General features: G+C 63.5%; 12 protein-coding genes. 2 read left to right on the top strand and 10 right to left on the bottom strand.

Annotation, left to right across the window (positions count from 1 at the left end):
- Positions 1–184: 184 nt before the first annotated feature.
- The 8 genes from AC1D08_RS20180 to AC1D08_RS20145 all read right to left on the bottom strand — a co-directional run bounded on the left by AC1D08_RS20180 (position 185) and on the right by AC1D08_RS20145 (position 10863).
- Positions 185–2509, bottom strand: coding sequence for a Tex family protein (locus tag AC1D08_RS20180; RefSeq protein ID WP_457152083.1), 2325 nt, complete (start codon positions 2507–2509; stop codon positions 185–187).
- 125 nt (positions 2510–2634) lie between these two features.
- Positions 2635–3816, bottom strand: coding sequence for a serine hydrolase domain-containing protein (locus AC1D08_RS20175; protein WP_477423810.1), 1182 nt, complete (start codon positions 3814–3816; stop codon positions 2635–2637).
- A 92-nt stretch (positions 3817–3908) separates the two neighbouring features.
- Positions 3909–5105, bottom strand: coding sequence for a serine hydrolase domain-containing protein (locus AC1D08_RS20170; protein ID WP_457152085.1), 1197 nt, complete (start codon positions 5103–5105; stop codon positions 3909–3911).
- A 64-nt stretch (positions 5106–5169) separates the two neighbouring features.
- Positions 5170–6204 carry an ABC transporter substrate-binding protein gene (locus AC1D08_RS20165; RefSeq protein ID WP_457152086.1) on the bottom strand — a complete coding sequence of 345 codons (1035 nt, stop codon included), beginning with the start codon at positions 6202–6204 and terminating at the stop codon, positions 5170–5172.
- A 23-nt stretch (positions 6205–6227) separates the two neighbouring features.
- Positions 6228–7028, bottom strand: coding sequence for an ABC transporter permease (locus tag AC1D08_RS20160; protein ID WP_457152087.1), 801 nt, complete (start codon positions 7026–7028; stop codon positions 6228–6230).
- Positions 7021–7941, bottom strand: a complete 921-nt coding sequence (locus AC1D08_RS20155) for an ABC transporter permease (RefSeq protein ID WP_457152088.1) — start codon at positions 7939–7941, stop codon at positions 7021–7023. The genes AC1D08_RS20160 and AC1D08_RS20155 overlap by 8 nt, the downstream gene beginning before the upstream one ends.
- A 2-nt stretch (positions 7942–7943) precedes the next feature.
- Complete coding sequence (locus tag AC1D08_RS20150; protein WP_477228063.1) at positions 7944–9044, bottom strand: ABC transporter ATP-binding protein; 1101 nt, start codon at positions 9042–9044, stop codon at positions 7944–7946.
- A 139-nt stretch (positions 9045–9183) separates the two neighbouring features.
- A complete protein-coding gene (locus AC1D08_RS20145) occupies positions 9184–10863 on the bottom strand; it encodes an amidohydrolase (RefSeq protein WP_457152090.1) in 1680 nt (559 codons plus the stop codon).
- Between the two features lie 257 nt (positions 10864–11120).
- On the opposite strand from AC1D08_RS20145, the gene AC1D08_RS20140 reads away from it, so the two are divergent.
- Both AC1D08_RS20140 and AC1D08_RS20135 read left to right on the top strand, forming a co-directional pair.
- Positions 11121–11774: a TetR/AcrR family transcriptional regulator gene (locus AC1D08_RS20140; protein ID WP_095084491.1), complete on the top strand. Its 654-nt coding sequence runs from the start codon at positions 11121–11123 to the stop codon at positions 11772–11774.
- Between the two features lie 23 nt (positions 11775–11797).
- Positions 11798–12829, top strand: coding sequence for a histone deacetylase family protein (locus AC1D08_RS20135; RefSeq protein ID WP_457153709.1), 1032 nt, complete (start codon positions 11798–11800; stop codon positions 12827–12829).
- Positions 12830–12921: 92 nt separating this feature from the next.
- On the opposite strand, the gene AC1D08_RS20130 is transcribed toward AC1D08_RS20135, so the two are convergent.
- The gene (locus AC1D08_RS20130) at positions 12922–14115 is read right to left on the bottom strand and encodes a TMEM43 family protein (protein WP_457153710.1); all 1194 of its coding nucleotides are present in this window, start codon (positions 14113–14115) and stop codon (positions 12922–12924) included.
- A gap of 63 nt (positions 14116–14178) precedes the next feature.
- On the bottom strand, positions 14179–17088 hold the full coding sequence (locus AC1D08_RS20125) for a M16 family metallopeptidase (RefSeq protein ID WP_457153711.1): 2910 nt from the start codon (positions 17086–17088) through the stop codon (positions 14179–14181).
- Positions 17089–17581: the final 493 nt, after the last annotated feature.

Below are 17581 nucleotides of genomic sequence, written 5' to 3'. Positions count from 1 at the left end.
GCCGGCATCCTCCCCCGTATAGTGACGGGGAGAGGGGGCTGTCTTTGGCGATTTCACCAATCGCCAGCGTTTCAAGAAGAGTGACGGCGATGCGGCCAGCCATTTCTCCCCGTCACTATACGGGGAGAAATGCCCGGCAGGGCAATGAGGGGCGGCGCCGACCTTGGCGGAGCGAGAAGAACCGCTACTTCCGCTTCAACGCATCGGCCAACGCCGCGCCGAACGCGCCTTGCTGCGCCGGCCGTTCCGGCTGGCGCTGCGGCGCAGGCGAACGCGGCGCTGGTCTGCCGCCGCCAGTGTCGCGCGGCCCGCTGCGCGATGCACCACCTTCTCCGCCATCCCTGCGCATCGAAAGGGCGATGCGCTTGCGCTTGATGTCGACATCGACGACGCGCACCTTGACCACGTCGCCGGCCTTGACCACCTCATGCGCGTCCTTGATGAAACGGTCGGCGAGTTGCGAGACATGCACCAGCCCGTCCTGATGCACGCCGATATCGACGAAGGCGCCGAAGGCCGCGACATTGGTGACGGTGCCTTCCAGCAGCATGCCGGGCTTCAAATCCTTGATATCGTCGATGCCGTCGGCGAAGGTCGCGGTCTTGAAGCCGGGGCGTGGATCGCGGCCGGGCTTTTCCAGCTCGGCCAGGATGTCGCGCACCGTCGGCAAGCCGAAACGCTCATCGACGAAGACGCGTGGATCGAGTGCCTTCAGCGCAGCGCTGTCGCCCATTAGCGAGCGCACGTCGCGGCCGCAGGCGGCGACGATCTTCTTCGCCACGCCATAGGCTTCCGGATGCACCGACGAGGCATCGAGCGGCTCGCTGCCGTTGGCGATGCGCAGGAAGCCGGCGGATTGTTCGAACGCGCGAGGTCCGAGGCGGGGCACCTTGAGCAGATCCTTGCGGCTGGCAAAGGGTCCGGTCGCATCGCGATGCGCGACAATAGCGTCGGCCAGCGATGCGCCAAGGCCCGAAACGCGCGCCAGCAGCGGCGCCGAAGCGGTGTTGAGATCGACGCCGACGGCGTTGACCGCATCCTCGACAACCGCTTCCAGCGAGCGGCCAAGCCGGTACTGGTCGACATCGTGCTGGTACTGGCCGACGCCGATCGACTTCGGCTCGATCTTGACCAGTTCGGCCAGCGGATCCTGCAGGCGTCTGGCGATCGACACCGCACCACGCAGCGACACGTCGAGGCCTGGGAATTCCGCCGCCGCCGTCGCTGAAGCCGAATAGACCGAGGCGCCGGCCTCGCTGACGATCACCTTGAGCGGCTTAGGCCCGCCATCCGCCGGCATATCGGACAGCATGTCGGCCACCAGCTTTTCGGTTTCGCGGCTGCCGGTGCCATTGCCGATCGAGATCAGCTCGACCTTGTGCAGGCGAACGAGTTTGGCCAGCTCCGCCTGCGTGCCGCGCACATCGTTCCGGGGTGGAGACGGATAGACGGTCGTCGTCGCCAGCACCTTGCCGGTGCCGTCGACCACCGCCACCTTGACGCCGGTGCGGATGCCGGGGTCGAGCCCCATCGTGGCGCGCGAGCCGGCGGGGGCGGCAAGCAGCAGATCCTTCAGGTTGCGGGCAAAGACATGGATCGCTTCCTCTTCCGCCCGCTCGCGCAGGTCGCGCATCAGGTCGAGCGTCAGGTGCAGCGACAGTTTTATCCGCCAAGTCCAGCCCGCCACCTCCATCAGCCAACGGTCGCCCGGCAGGCTGCCGCCGATGGCATAGGCGTTGGCGATCATGCGCTCGACCGGCTTCACCGGCGACGTGTCATCGGCATCGACCTCGATGTCGAGCGACAGCACCTCTTCATTGCGGCCGCGCAGCATCGCCAGCGCGCGATGGCTTGGCACGGTCGACCAGCGCTCGACATGGTCGAAATAGTCCGAGAATTTCGCGCCGGCCTCCTGCTTGCCGTCGACCACCCGGGCGCGCATGAAGGCGCGTTCCTTCATGTAGGTCCGTAATTTGCCGACCAGGTCGGCATTCTCGGCGAACTGTTCCGACAGGATGTCGCGCGCGCCCTCGAGTGCCGCCTTGGCGTCGGCCACCTCATCGGTCACATAGGTCAGCGCCAGTTCGGCCGGCACCAGAGACCGGTCGACCAGGATGGCTTCGGCCAGCGGCCCCAGCCCGCGCTCCCTGGCGATTTCAGCCTTGGTCCGCCGTTTCGGCTTGTAGGGAAGGTAGATGTCTTCCAGCTCCGCCTTGGTGGTGGCGGCGACGATCTTGCCTTCAAGCTCGTCGGTCAGCTTGCCCTGCTCGTGGATGGAACCAAGGATGGTGTCGCGGCGCGCGTCGAGCTCGCGCAGATAGGCCAGACGCTCCGAAAGCAGGCGCAACTGCGTGTCGTCCAGCCCGCCCGTCACCTCCTTGCGGTAGCGTGCCACGAAAGGAACCGTTGCGCCCTCGTCGAGCAGTTCGATCGCCGCCGCGGCCTGTTCGGGCCGCGCCGTGATCTCGGCCGCGATGATGGCTGCGATACGCTTGATGTCGGATGCCATGTCGTTCCTGCTCTCGTCGAAAAGAGCGGCGACCATAGGCGCAGACGTTCAGTCCGCCAACCGCCGCATTTTCATCAGCCCGGCGGGTCCACAGGAAAGCGCGCGGTAATTGGCGGGTAGGGAGATTAGACCATCCGGCTCATCGCCTCGAAGAAGGCAACGATCTCGATATCCAGCGGATCATCGACCGGCACCGGCTGCGACGATATCTTGGCGATCACCACTTCGGTCCTGGGATCGACATAGAGCCACTGGCCGTGGATGCCGATGCCGCAATAGGCGCCGCCCGGCAGACCCGTCTGGTACCATTTGTTGCGATAGCGGCCCTTGGGGAACAGCGGCAGCATCGCGCCACGCTGCCAGGCTTCCGAACTGCCGCCGGTGGCAATCGTATCGCGCACCCAAGCTTCGGGCACGACGCGGCGGCCATTGGCCGTGCCGCCTTGCCGCATCATCTCGCCGACACGCGCCAGGTCGCGTGGCGTCACCGAAATGCCGCCGGCAGTGCGCGCCGTGCCTTCCATGTCGACGCCGATCGAGGCTTCGTTGACGGCGCCGAGCGGCAGCCAAAGTTTCTCGCGCATCAGGTCGGTGAAGCGCTGGCCCGAGGCACGTTCGAGCAGGATGCCGAGCAGGTCGGAATTGGGCGAGCGGTAGCGGAAGGTCTGGCCATGCGGCTCGGCAAGCCGCTGCAAGGTCAGGATGAATTCGCGCAGGCTTTCCGTGCCGCCGCCCGGATTCCACAGCGTGGCGCGGCGATAGCGGGCAAAGGCGCTTTCCGGATCGAGATAGGCCTCTTCGAAGTCGAGGCTGACGCTCATGTCGAGCACATGCCGAACGCTCGCGTCGGCGTAGGCTGATCCGGCGGCTTCCGGAATGTAATGCGTCACCGGCGCTTCCGGATCGAACACGCCCTCGCCTTCCAATATGCCGGCGACGATGGCGGTCAGCGACTTGCTGATCGAAAAGATGATATGGCGGGCGCCGAAATCCATATGCGGCGCGAACCAGTCGCCGATGACCGTGCCGCCCTTCATCACCGTCAGCGCGTCGGTGTTCGAGCGTGCGAGAAAATCAGCCACCGTCTCCGGCGCGCCGGCGATCGTGACCTTGTTGCCCAGCAAGCCGCTGATATCCCGCACCGGCGCCTCGATACCACCCGGCACTGCTGCCACCGGCGCCGTCGGCACCAGTTCGCCAAGATTCTGGAACGACCAGCGGTTGAACGGATTTTCGCGCCAGTTGGCGAGCAGAACCTCATTGCGGCGGAAGCCGTATCGGGTTTCGAACGCGGTCTTGCCGGTCATGGCGTATCCTTCTGGATTTCTTTGGGTTTCTTAGAGGCTGTTTCGAAAGGTGCTCCGGCGATGGCCGCCGGAGTGGGTTTCCAAGCAGCCTGTCAGGCAAGTGCCGCAGCAATGGCGTGCACGGCCTTCACCGTCGCCACCGAATAGGCGACATTGCTGAAATCCGGATAGGTCGAAAGCTTCACCACGACCATACTTGTGTTCCAGTCGATGTGAATCATCTGGCCGAACACGCCCCGGCACATCAGCGCGCGCGAGCGCGGATCCTCGATCCAGAACTGGTTGCGGTAGCTGCCTTCGGGCAGGCTGGGATTGAAGTCCGGCCCGTGCCTGCCGTTGCGCGTCGCCTCGATCCAGTCGGCCGGCACCACGCCGCCGCCATTGTCGAGGATCAGTTGGCCGAACCGGCCATAGTCGCGCAGCGTCGCGTTGAAGCCGCCATCGGCGACCGCATAGCCGGCACTGTCGACGGTGAAACAGGCGCTTTCATCAGCGCCGAGCTTTTGCCAGAGTTCTTCCGAAACCAGTTGCGGCAGACGCTTGCCTGTCACCCGTTCCATGATGAAGGCGAGCACATCGGTCTCGATCGAGCGATATTCGAAGGCCGCGCCATGCGGGCGGATCGTTTCCGTGAGGCCGAGGATCAGCTCGAACATATGCGAGGGCCAGCGAAAGGCCGGATCGCTGTCCGGCGGCACCGGTTTCCAACCGGTCGCGACATCGACCTGGCCGATGTCCGAATAGCGGTCGGTATATTCCTCGGAAAAACGCACCCCGCTGGTCATGTCGAGTACATGCTGGACACTGGCTCCCGCCCAGCCGGTGACGCTCAGTTCCGGCAGGTAGTCCGTCACCGGCCTGGCCGGATCGATCAGGCCGCGCCCGACCAGTATGCCGAAAACCGAGCCGGTGACCGACTTGGCCATCGACTGCGACAGGTGCAGCGACCGCTCGCCCATGCCGTTGAAATAGCGCTCATAGGCTATCCTGCCGTCCTTCAGCACCAGGAAGCCGTCCGTATAGGTCTCGTCGAGCAATCCGGCGAGCGTCGTCGGCTGGCCCGTGCTGTCCTCGACCGCCTGTCCGTCGAGATCGACTTCGGCGCGTTCGAAGCGGTGGCGATGGCCATTGCCGCGCCAGACTTCGGCGGTCGGCAGGAATTCTCTGACATGCTGGAACGCCCAGCGGTTCCATGGCGGCCGGTCCCAGTCGAGCTTGGGCAGCACCATGGCCGGCGGCGAGCCCTGCATGATCGGCGGCCGCGGATCGGAATTGCGATAGGAGTCCATGAAAGGCTATTCCCGGAAAAGAAAAGACCCGGCGGCGTGTGCCGCCGGGTCCGTCATGCAGAGATTACTTCTGCAGTTCGGTCCATATCTTCGTGTAGAGTTCCTGCGTTTCCGGCGCGCACATCTTCTGGAATTCGCCTTTCGGCTTGGCGTCGGCCGGAATGACGACTTCCGGCGCGTCCTTCATGTCAGCCGGCATGTATTTGTCCGAGCCGGTGATGGCGTTGGCGTAGCGGTGGAAGGCCGAGAGGCCAGCCGCGTTTTCCGGATCCATGATGAAGTTCTGGAACAGCTTGGCGTTCTCGACGTTCTTGGCCTCCTTAAGAACGACCACATTGTCGCTCCACAGGCCAAAGCCTTCCTTCGGATAGTTGTAATGGATGGCCGGATTGGCCAGCCGCTGACGCAGCGCCGAGCCGTTCCAGTCGCTGGTCGCCTTGAAGTCGCCGGGTACCATCTTTTCGATGGTGTTGTATTCCATCGCGATCCAGTTCGGCTTGGCCGCCACCAGCAGGTCGCGCACCTTCTTCAGCACCGTCTTGTCGTCGGTGCATTGCTGGCCGCCGACATATTTGATCGCCGCGAAGATGACATCGTTCATTTCAGGAACGACGTTGACCTTGCCCTTCAGCTCGTCGGGCGTGTTGAAGACGATGCCCCACGTATCGGCCGGCCCCTTGTAGGCATCGGTGTTGACGACGACGCCGATCGTTCCCCACGCCCACGGCACCGAATATTTGCGGCCCGGATCGAATTCAGGATTGGCCCATTCCGGCGCCACGTTCTTGAAGTTCTCCATCTTGCCCGGATCGGTTTCGAGCAGGAGGCCTTCCTTGATCCAGATCGGCACGTAGGTCTGCGATGGCACGGCGATGTCGAAGCCGGTGCCGCCCTGCCGGATCTTGGCGAGCGCGGTGTCGTTGGAATCGTAGTCGGTGATGGTCACCTTGATCTTGTATTTATCCTCGAACTTCTTGATCACATCGGGGCTGGTGTAGTTGCCCCAATTGTAGATGTTCAGTTCGCCATCGGCGCGAGCCAGGCCCGTCGAAGCGAGCAACGCCAACCCCATGGCGGTCGCTGTTGTCTTCCAGTTCATCGTTCTAACTCCCATTGTTGGTTTCAGTTTCGTTTCCTGCTGACGAAGAAAAACAACGTGACGATCGCGACCGAGAGCAGCAGGAAAGCGGTCGATATCGCGTTGATCTCGGGTGTTACGCCACGGCGGATCTGGCCGAGCATGTAAGTGGGCAGCGTGTCCTGGCCACCGGATTTGACGAACTCGGTGATGACGACGTCGTCGAGCGAGATGACGAAGGCCAGCATCAGTCCGGCCAGCATGCCGGGCCACAAAAGCGGTAGCGTGATGCGGCGAAAGGTCTTCCACGGCGTCGCGTAGAGATCGGCCGCGGCGCGCTCCAGCGTCAGATCCATGTTCTCCAGCCGCGCCCGGATCGGCAGATAGGCGAAGGGAATGCAGAACGCCGTATGCGCGGCGATCAGGTAGCCGAGGCCGGAATAGCCGGTGAAGATCTTGATGCGCGAGAAGAAGATCAGCAACGCCACGCCGGTGACGATCTCGGGCACCATCAGCGGCTGGTTGATCGCCGCATATTTGAACGTCAGACCCGGATAGGGTGCCGTCCGCGTCGTGGCGAGCGCGGCCATGGTGGCGAAGATGGTCGAGAACACCGCGGCGGTGGCGCCGATCTGGAACGAACGCAGGGTCGCATCGATGACCTGCGTGTTCTGCAACGCCGACTGGAACCATTTGAGCGAGAAGCCGCCCCATTCCGATGTCGAGTTCGCCGCATTGAAGGCATAGACGACCAGCACGATGATGGGCAGGTAGAGCAAGACGAAGCAGGTCGCCGCGATCGCGGTAAAGCCCGGCTGATGCTTGATGGAGAAATTGCTAGCCATGACGCACCCCTGACGTTCCGGCATTGCGCACATAGGCAAGCAGTGCCACCATCACGATGATCATGACGGCGATCGACAGCGCTGAACCGAGCGGCCAGTTGCGGCCTTGGCCGAACTGCAATTCGATAAGGTTGGACAGCATCATATTCTTGCCGCCGCCAAGCACGCTTGGTGTCACATAGGCGCCGAGTGCTGGAATGAAGACCAGGATGGAGCCGGCGATGACGCCGGGTTTGACCAGCGGGAAAATGATCTTCCGCAGCACCTTGAAGCGTGTCGCGTAGAGATCGTAGCCCGCCTCGACCAGCCGGAAATCGAGCTTCTCCATGCTGGCGTAGATCGGCAGCACCATCAGCGGCAGATAGACATAGGCCATGCCGATCAGGATCGCCGTATCGGTGAAGAGGATCTGGATCGGCGCCGAGATGATGCCGAGCTTGAGCAGGATCGTGTTGACGATGCCTTCGTTGCGGATGATCTGCAGCACGGCAAAAGTGCGGATCAGAAGGTTGGTCCAGAACGGAATGGTGATCAGGAAGAGCCAGAGATCCCTGGTCTTTTCGCTTCGTGTCGCCATGAAATAGGCGGTCGGGAAACCGAGCGCCAATGTGGCGAGCGTGGTCACCACGGCAAGCTTGATCGAGCGCCAGAAGATGGTGACATGCGCTGCCGCGAGAGAAAGCGTATCGTCGAAAATGTCGCGTTCCATGAACACCGACAACCAGGCATCGGATGAAAACTGCCACTTCACGTCGCCATAGGCGCCGGGCGTCAGGAACGAATAGACAAGCACGATCAGCAACGGGCCGGTCGCGGCGAGAAAAATGACCAGCAGTGCTGGGGCTGACAAAAGCCAGCGGTCGCGGATATCGCGCCGCTCTGCTGCCTTGGCGACTTCCTCTGCGGTCGCCATCGTCAGTCCTTCAAGACCTGGGCGGCGTCGCCGCCAATCAGAATGCCGACCTTGCCGCCCTGGACGATACCGTCGCCGGTGCCACGGCTGTTCTGGCGCCGCACGATGAAGGGCTCACCATCGGCGAGGCGCAGATGGAAATGCGTGTCGGTACCGAGATAGACGATGTTCTCGACCGTGCCCGACAGCGATGCACTGGGGCTTGCGGCGCTCAACTGCGCATGTTCGGGGCGCACGACGATGGTAACCTTGCCCTTGGGAACCAGGCCCTCCGGCAGCGAGGCCGGGATTTCCGTGCCCGACGACAGTTTTACCGTCGCGCGGCCTGCCGAGACACCAACCACCTCGGCCTTGAGGAAGTTCGACTCGCCGATGAAATCGGCGACGAAGCGTTCCGACGGCCGGTCGTAGATGTCGCGCGGCGAGCCGACCTGCAGGATCCTGCCGGACGACATCACCGCGATGCGGTCCGACATCGTCAGCGCTTCCTCCTGGTCATGGGTGACGAAGATGAAGGTGATCCCGGTCTCGTGCTGTAGCCGCTTCAGCTCGATCTGCATTTCCTTGCGCAGCTTGTAGTCGAGCGCCGACAACGGCTCATCGAGCAGCAGCACTTTCGGCTGCGGTGCGAGCGCCCTGGCCAGCGCCACACGCTGCTGTTGGCCGCCGGAGATCTGGCTGGTGCGGCGCGCGCTGAGCGCTTCCATCTTGACCAGCTTCAACATCGCGTCGACGCGCGCCTTGATCTCGGCCTTCGGCTTGCCCAGCATCTCCAGGCCAAAGCCGATATTCTCGGCCACTGTCATGTGCGGAAACAGCGCATAGGACTGGAAGACGGTGTTGACCGGCCGCTTGAAGGGCGGCAGCGGCGCGATGTCCTGGCCGTAGAGCAGGATTTCGCCGGCGGTTGGAAAGTCGAAGCCGGCAATCAGCCGCAGCAACGTCGTCTTTCCGCAGCCCGACGGGCCGAGCAGCGTAAAGAACTCGTTTTCGCGGATGGATACCGAGACCGTATCGAGGGCAGCGACTTGGCCCTCTCCTGATCCGAAAATTTTGCTTACTTTGACAACTTCAATCGCATTCCGATCCGGTTTATCCGGCACGACTACGCCTCACTGTTGACCCCGCTCTTGCTGGCGGAATGTTCCCCTGTTCGATGTGAACACAAGGCCGGTATGTTGGCAAGCCCGGCACTGAATCACAGTTCAATTCGTAATTTGGCTAGCAAGCCTCATGCCACAGTCAGGCCTGATAGGTGATCTTGCCACCACAGATCGTCGTTACCGGATGCACCTTGTGCAACGCCTCCGGCGCGGTCGCCTCGATATCGGCCGAGAGCACCACCAGATCCGCCATATAGCCGGGTTTTATCATGCCCTTGCGGTGCTCTGCGAATTCGGCATAGGCACCTTCGACGGTGTAGCCGGCGAGGGATTCATGCAGCGAGAAACTCTGGTCCGGGTCGCCTTCTGCCCACGGTTTGCGCAACACTGCCGCCCGGATGCCCAGGATCGGATCGATCGGCGACACCGGCCAGTCCGACGCAAAGACCACGCGCGCGCCGGCATCCTTCAAGGTCCGCCAGGCATAGCTCAACGGCCAGCGCGCCGGCCCGATGCGCGATACGGTCGGCTCCAGCGGAAAATCCATGGCGCCAGGCGGGTGCGGCGGCTGCATGGAAGCGATGACGCCGAGTTCGGCAAAACGCGGAACGTCGGCGGTGGTGGTGACCTCGATGTGCTCAACCCGGTGGCGGCTGTCGCGCTTGCCGTTGGCCTTCTGCGCCGCTTCGTAACCGTCGAGCACCGCGCGCACGGCGCCGTCGCCGATCGAATGCACGGCGATCTGCAGCCCGCGTTTGTCGACGGCGACAGCCAGGTCGATGAATTGTTGCGGCGTGAACAGCGGCTCGCCCACCCAGTCCGGACGGTCGGCATAGGGCTCGACCATGACCGCTGTCCAGGAATCCAGCACGCCGTCGTAGAACACCTTGACCATGCCTGATGACAGCCACTCACTGTTGTAGCGCTTGGCCATGTCGGACGCCTTGTCGAGCATGTCGAGCGTCATGAAATTCTTGTAGTGGAACGGTATCTGCACGCGGCAGGGCAGCCCTTCCTCGGCTTCGATCTCGGCCAGCAGTTCAAGCTGATAGAGATTGCCGTCCATGTTCTGGATCGAGGTGATGCCATGGCGCGCGCACCAGGCAAGCCCGCGCCGCATGATATCGCGGTCGGCGGCCCGCTCGGCCGCGGTCGGCATCGGGTCCGGCTCGCCGCCGGTGGCCAGGCCCAGCCGCACCCGGCTTTCGCCGGCAAGGTCAAGCACCGGACCGAAGGCTTCGCCCTCGCGCAATTCGCCGCCGGCCAGGCCATCATCGCCCATGACGATCTCGTTGCCGGGGCCAAGCGTGCGCCCATGCAGGATGCCGGCCGTTTCCAGCGCCCTGGTGTTGGCCCACATGGTGTGATGATCGGGCGCCGCCATGCAGAAGGGGCGATCGGGCAAAATGGCGTCGAGATGGTGTCGTGTCACCCGCTCGCTGCCGAGCACCGTGTAGTCGACACCCTGCCCGACCAGCATTTTCGCATCCGGCTGGGTCGGCGCATAGTCGCGGATTGCCTTTTGCAGCGCCTCAAACCCGTGAATACCGGTGAGCTGGAGGTGGGCAAGTTCAGCCCCGCCTGAAAACAGATGCATATGGGCTTCGATGAAGCCCGGGATCACCGAACCGCCCTTGGCGTCGATGACCTTGGTGGCCGGTCCCTTGAGCTCTTCGATGGAGGCGCGGCTGCCGATGGCGATGATGGCGCCGTCCTTGACGGCAACAGCCTCTGTGACGGGATTGTCATGGTCCATGGTCAGCACGCGACCGTTGATGACGATCAGATCAGCATTATGACCCGCACCCGTGACAGACATCGCGACTCCGCGCTTTTGACGACTGACTGAGACCGACAACCCTGTGCCCACGAGCGGCCACTCCACTGGAGCGGCGCTACGGACAAAAAACGATGCCAGCGTGCTGTCTTCGAAATTCCCCTTGTTATCCCTGAAGACAGCGTGGATAAAGAATGCGACTGTTTATTCGCGTTTGTCAACATGCGGAATTTGGAATGTATTGTGGACAGCACCCTCCCCGTGTGTTGGGACCGGGCGGGGAACGGGGACATCAGGCAGTGAAGCGCAGTCTCGACCGCAAAACCAGGATAGCGCTCGAACCGCGCAAGCAGCCGCGCCAACAACGGTCGAGCAAGGTGGTCGACAGGATTCTCGACGCGGCGCTGATCCTGACGCGGGAGCAAGGAACCAAGACGCCGACGACGCTCGCCATTGCGCAGCGCGCAGGCCTGTCGGTCGGGTCGGTCTACCAATACTTCCCCAACAAGGAAGCCATTCTTCTGGACCTCGCCCGGCGCTGGCTGTCCTCCTTTCCCGAAGTGATCGAGAAGCGTATCAAGGTCCCCCGGCCCACCAACCGCGAAGAATTCCGGCGCGAAGTGCGCAAGCTCTTTATCGACACGTCCAGTATCTATCTCGAGAACGCGACCCTGATGCCGGTGATCGAGGCCATTTCAGGCAATGCCGATCTCAGGCCTATCCAGGACGAATATGACGAGCAGATCATCGCGCTTTACGCCGCCTGGCTGCGGCATGTGAATCCTGTTCTTGAAGACAAGATCGCCAAACGGCTCGGCCTTGTGATGATGGAGGTCGGGCACGCCTGCCGGCTGGTCGGACTGAAGAGGGATCGCAGGACATACAACCTCATCGAGGACGATGTGGAAACCATGTGGCTCGCTCTGGTGAGCCCCTATCTCAACCTTGACTGATTTCGCACTTCGAGAGGAATTTCATGAAGACTGTCTATTCGCCGCTTCATGCTGGCCATGCCGGCCAGATGGAACTGGTCACCGCTGCGATCGTGCCGGGTTTCGAAATGCCCTCGCGGGCCGAATTCATCAAGGCGCGGGTCGAAAGCGAGAAACTGGGTCCGATCGTCCTGCCGCTCGAGCACGATCTTGCTGCCGCCAGGCGTATCCACAAGGCCGACTACATCGACTTCCTGCCGACGGTCTGGCCGCAATGGGTGGAAGCCGGTTTCAAGGGCTCGGCGATGCCCTTCACATGGCCGACCCGCGGCCTGCGCGGCGACGTGCCGCCAAAGCGCATCGACGCCCTGCTCGGTTATTATTCCTTCGATGCCGGCGCCACCTTCGTCGAAGGCACCTGGGCCGCGATCAAGTCGTCCTATGACGTGGCGCTGACCGCCGCCGGCCTGGTCAAGGGCGGCGAGGCATCCGCTTTCGCGCTCTGCCGCCCGCCGGGCCATCATGCGGGAGCCGGATTCATGGGCGGCTATTGCTTCATCAACAACGCCGCCGTCGCCACGCAATGGTTCCTCGACCAGGGCGCCAGCCGTGTGTCCATACTCGATGTCGACTACCATCATGGCAACGGCACGCAGGAGATCTTCTATGACCGCGCCGACGTGCAGGTCCTCAATCTGCACGGCGATCCGATGGTCGAATATCCCTTTTTCCTCGGCCATGCCGATGAACGTGGTTCGGGCGCCGGCGAAGGCTTCAACATCAACTATCCGATGCCGTTCGGCACCGACTGGGACGCCTGGAATGCCTCGCTTGAAGATGCCTGCGCCAAGCTTGCCGCTTACGCGCCGGACGTCGTCGTCGTCTCGCTCGGCGTCGACACTTTCGAGAAGGACCCGATCAGCCAGTTCAAGCTGAAGACGTCGGACTATCCCAAGATCGGCCGCCGCATCGCCAGGCTCGGCCTGCCGACGCTGTTCGTCATGGAAGGCGGCTATGCCGTCGAGGAGATCGGCGTCAACGCCGTCGGCGTGCTGACCGGTTTCGAGGGCAGGTAAATGCCGTCACCCCAAAGGCGTGAGCGATTTTGGGGCACCGACTGCAGAAGCAAAGCGAGGGACCGGGCGGCGCTGCTGCCGGGTTCTCGCGATCAGGTTGCGGTGCCGGTGCTCGGCACGACCGCCGGTGCGGCTGCCTTGCGTGAGCGGCCGAAATAATAGACCGCCGCCGCCGCGATGACGCCGGCGGCCAGGATGCCCGCCGCCAGCACCGGCCGATACCAGAACCAGGCGATGGCGATCGTCGTCGTGCCGACCAGGATCGCCAGGAAGAAGGCGATGATGCCGGTGCCCATCCGCGCCATGCTGCCAAGGAACGGAATGACGTCGAGGATCACCCCGATCGGGCTGAGGAACAGGGCAAAGCCGATGGTCAGCAACAGCAGGCCGGCAGCGCGCAGCAGCCAGGTGATCAGCGTGTTTGCGCTGACGGCTTCGGCAAACATCTTGTCGGCCGGGACAGTGCCGGTGTCGACCATCAGCAATTCGTCGCCGGCCACCGTCTGGTAGGGTTCGAACCGGCTGCCGGCCTGACGTGCCACGATGCTGACCACGCCGAGCGGCGCCAGTTCGTAGCCGATGCGGTAGTCGCCCAGCGCCGGCGTCGTCGTGTCGACGCCGAGATAGATCTTGCCGTCGACGATGTTGAGCGGCTTGGCGCCGGCATAGGCGGCCTTGATCGCGGCTGACTGACTGGCCGACAGCGAATAGTCCTTGTCACCCTCGATGCGATCGAGCACTGGCTGATCGAGCGTAAAAGCACTGAGCTTGCCTTCCGGAATCTGGAAGGTCCGGCTGTGGATCGCCATCGGCGGATTCTGGTGGCCGTCCGGCTTCTTGAAATCCGAGGAGTCGATCTGGCTGTCGTCCCACACCTTCGAATAGCTGTAGGTGGTGACCGTCTCCTCGCCGCCGCCAAGTTTCTTGGTGGTCTCGGATTTGGACTCTTCCTTCCACTGGTACATCTCGACGTCGCGCGACAGGCGCAGCCCTTGCGCCGCGATACCGAAATCCGGATCGGACAGGCCGCTGTCCGCCGTCACCGGCCCGCTGACATGCACCAGCCTGCCGTCATTGGCGGCATCGACGCTGTCGGCGCTGACAGAGACCACGGCGCCAGCCCCTTCGGCGAGCGAGCGTGCCGTCTGCACCGCGCGGCCCTCGTTCCAGAACAGGCCGATCACCATCAGCACGATCAAAAGCAGGCCGAAGATGACACCACCGACCGCGCGCTTGATCCGCCCGAACCACGAGACGGATGTAACTTCCCGAAATGAATCGCTCATCGTTTCCCCCGAAACCAACAGTGCCAAGATTTGCGCGCGGCCGGCGGCCGCGCATTGAACCGATCAATCGGCGTGGATTTGCGCACCGCAATCCCTGGCCGAAGCACAGGAATGCACCGCCCGCGTCGTGCCACCGTCGCCGACCCGCCACGGCGAGGCGGACAGCGGCGCTTGCTGCTTGCCGCCGAAAAGGTCAAGCGCCCGCATCGCCGTCTGCTCGCCTTCCGCGTCGCGCTTGACGATCTCGACATTCCTAAGTCCGATCGCGGCAAGCTGCGGCATCACCACATCCGGGTCGCCCGCCACCACGATCAGCGACGGATCGAGCGAAGATAGTGCCAGCGCCTGCTTCTGCACCGCACCGAGCGTCAATTGGGTGCGCGCCGTCATCCGGCTCTGCTGGTCCTCCAGCGTCGAACCGGAGCCGACGGCACCGATCAGCGAACCGAACAGGCCGGCCGAAGTCTCCGCCGATCCGGCCAGCGCCCGGCGATAGACCGTCACCGTGCGGTCGACCTCGTCCTGCGCCACCGGCAAGGTGGTCAGGCCGGCAAAGCCTTTCAGGATCTCGGTGATCGCCGGACCAGTGTTGGCCCGCTCGACGGTGGTTGCCACCACCAGCCCGGACCCGACTTTCATCGGGCTCAAGAGATAGCTCGACACGCCATAGGAATAGCCCTTCTCCTCGCGGATCACCGAGTTCAGTCGGCTGGAGAAATCGTCGCCGAGCAGATTGGCGACCGCGGTCGATTCCGCGCGCTCGCCCTCGTCGGTGCCGGGCGCCGGCCGCGCCACGAACAGCGCCGACTGGCTGGCGCCGGGCTCGGGCACCAGCAGCACTTTCTGGCCGCCATTGAAATGCGCCGCCGGCGATGGCTCGACCGCATAGCCGGCGGCGTTATCCGCCCACGTGCCGAACGCCTTTTCAAGGCTTGCCGCCACCGTCGCAACCGGCATCGGACCGACGCTGTAGAACGTCACCGCCTTCGGCGTGAACTCCGTCCTGAAGGCGGACCTGGCATCGTCGAGCGAGATCGAGGCCAGCGCCTTGGCCGACCAGTCGATCGCGGCCTTGTCAGGCACCTGTGGAATCAGCGCCGCCTTGGCCGCGCGGCCGGCAACGCCCGGCAGGTCCGCCTCGCGGCCATTGAGCCAGTCGACGGTCTGCGCCATCAGCACGCTCCAGTCGGCTTTGTCGAAACGCGGCTTCAGCACCGCATCGGCAAGCAGACCGACACCTTGGTCCAGTTTTTCCGGCGGCACGCCGAGCGTCATCGCGGTGGTCAGGTATCCGGCCTGATAGCCGACGCTGGCACCGATATCGCTGGTCGCCTTGGCGAAGTCGGCCGAGCCGCGCTCGCCGGCGCCACGCGTTGCCATGCTTGCGGCAAGCTCGAGCAGCCCTTCCTTGCCTTCCGGCACACTGTTCCAGCCGCCGTCGGCGCTGGCCGCCACATAGACCATCGGCGCTTCCGGCATGGTGTAGTGGACGAGCTTGATGCCGTTCGACAGCGTCGCCGTTTCCATGGCGGGCAACGCCGCCGAAGGCGCCTCGCCGGCCTGGTGCTTCGGAATATCGATCGCTGCCCGCTCCGGCGCCGTGAACGGCAGCGGCGTGCCGGACGATCCGATCAGCGCGTCGGGGTAGCCGCCGCGCGGACCCGGCTTCAACACCAGCACGCTTGCATCTTCCGGCCTCAGCAGCCGCTTCATCGTTGCTTCGACATCAGCGACGCTGGCATTGCTGACGTGCGGATCGTCGACCAGCGCGCTTTGCGCGTCGCCGAGAATGTCGGCGTTGTAGGAAACCGTGCCGGCGCGATCCTTCAGCGCTTCGCTGCCGAGCCGCGTGGCCAGCAATATCCCGTTGCGCGCGCGTTCGACATCGGCCGCATCAAGCGGCATCTTCTGGAAATCCGCGAAAGCGGCTTTCATCGCGCCTTCGAGCGCTTCGGGCGTCACGCCTGCCGCCGCGCCGGCCTCGAAGGTGAAGCGGCCGCCAAGCAATCCGCCGGTCCAGCTCGCGTTGGCATAGGTGGCGACGCCCTGTTCCGAGACGAGGCGATTGCGCAGGAAGCCGTATTCGCCATTGCCGAGCACTTCGGCAGCGATGCTGAGCGCGCCATTGTCTGGCGATTGCGCCGCCGGGCCGCTGAAGCCGACCACGACGACGGGGCTCGGCACACGGTCCTCGAGCACCAGCTTGAGTCGCGCCTGCGTCGGCTCGGGCACTGCTGGCCGAGCCACATCGGCGCCGCGCGGCACCCGGCCGAACGTGTTGGCAATCAGCGCCTTGGTGTCATCGACCTTGAGGTCGCCGACCAGCACCAGCACCGCATTGTTGGGCAAATAATAGGTGTTGAAGAAACCGCGCACGTCGTCCAGCGTCGCCGCGTCGAGGTCGGCGACCGAGCCGATGACCATGCGGCTGTAGGGATGCGGTTTCGGGAACAGCCCTGACCAGAAGGCCTCCCAGCCGGATGCGCCGGCCTTGTCCAGCACGTTCTGGCGCATCTCGTTCTTGACCACCGAGCGCTGCAGGTCGAGCTTGGCCTGCGTTACCGAACGGCCGAGATTGGCCATGCGGTCGGCTTCCAGCGACAGGATCATCGGCAGCGACGACGACAGCCCGTCGACATAGAAAACGGTGCCATCCTCGGTGGTCCAGGCATTGATTTCGTTGCCGAGCGCGGCATGGGCGCCGAACACGTTCGGCCAGGCCGGCGTGCCGGAAAACATCAGGTGCTCGAACAGATGCGCGAAACCCGAGCGGCCGGCGGGTTCATTCATCGAACCGACGCGGTAGCGCAGGTTCATCACCACCTTCGGCGCCCGATGGTCAGGCACCAGCACCACCTGCAGCCCGTTGTCGAGCGCATAGGTGACAACAGGCTCGGCCTGTGCGGGAGCTACCGCCCACGCACCGATCAAGATCGCAAGCATCACCGTGAACGCCAGGAAAACCCGCTTCATAATCACCCCCCCAATGCCGATGGCCGCGAACAAGCGCCGCCCATCTCGCCCAGTCCGACCGAAGGGACGCCCATCCCTGCCGGTCAGCGGAAACCTATCGGAATCGATCGGCCCTCGATATGCCAACTTAACAACAGCGTCTGGCTTTTTCGTGTCGGCGTTTCCATGACCCAAGGGTGGTGAAAGGGCTTGGGAGTCCGCCTCTGAGTCGCATGCGAGTCCATCGGATTCGATTTTGTCAAATCGCGTTTGATGTCAGATTCAACTGCGGGTAGATTAGACCCGAATCAGCCGGTCCTAGGGGGGCGCGGCAACCACCCAAAGTCTCTTGTTCCGGAGTTTTCCGGCACCAGACGCGGACGGCTTCGCGTTCCCTGAATGGATTCGGATCTGGTTGGCGCAGCCCTGCGCCAAGCGTGTGTCTTCGTCAAAGTAATGCGTATTCAGGTTCGGCGGCTGGCACCCAGCATCCGGACAGCAGAAACGATTCCGG

This window comes from Mesorhizobium sp. P2_E6, from assembly GCF_056403835.1.
Note: the sequence above shows the minus strand (reverse complement) of the source record. Positions and strands in the feature narration are given on the sequence as shown.

Coding starts and splice junctions, on each gene's coding strand:
- AC1D08_RS20180 (WP_457152083.1), bottom strand. CDS start 2,509: ATGGCATCCGACATCAAGCGTATCGCAGCCATCATCGCGGCCGAGATC.
- AC1D08_RS20175 (WP_477423810.1), bottom strand. CDS start 3,816: ATGACCGGCAAGACCGCGTTCGAAACCCGATACGGCTTCCGCCGCAAT.
- AC1D08_RS20170 (WP_457152085.1), bottom strand. CDS start 5,105: ATGGACTCCTATCGCAATTCCGATCCGCGGCCGCCGATCATGCAGGGC.
- AC1D08_RS20165 (WP_457152086.1), bottom strand. CDS start 6,204: ATGAACTGGAAGACAACAGCGACCGCCATGGGGTTGGCGTTGCTCGCT.
- AC1D08_RS20160 (WP_457152087.1), bottom strand. CDS start 7,028: ATGGCTAGCAATTTCTCCATCAAGCATCAGCCGGGCTTTACCGCGATC.
- AC1D08_RS20155 (WP_457152088.1), bottom strand. CDS start 7,941: ATGGCGACCGCAGAGGAAGTCGCCAAGGCAGCAGAGCGGCGCGATATC.
- AC1D08_RS20145 (WP_457152090.1), bottom strand. CDS start 10,863: ATGTCTGTCACGGGTGCGGGTCATAATGCTGATCTGATCGTCATCAAC.
- AC1D08_RS20135 (WP_457153709.1), top strand. CDS start 11,798: ATGAAGACTGTCTATTCGCCGCTTCATGCTGGCCATGCCGGCCAGATG.
- AC1D08_RS20130 (WP_457153710.1), bottom strand. CDS start 14,115: ATGAGCGATTCATTTCGGGAAGTTACATCCGTCTCGTGGTTCGGGCGG.
- AC1D08_RS20125 (WP_457153711.1), bottom strand. CDS start 17,088: ATGAAGCGGGTTTTCCTGGCGTTCACGGTGATGCTTGCGATCTTGATC.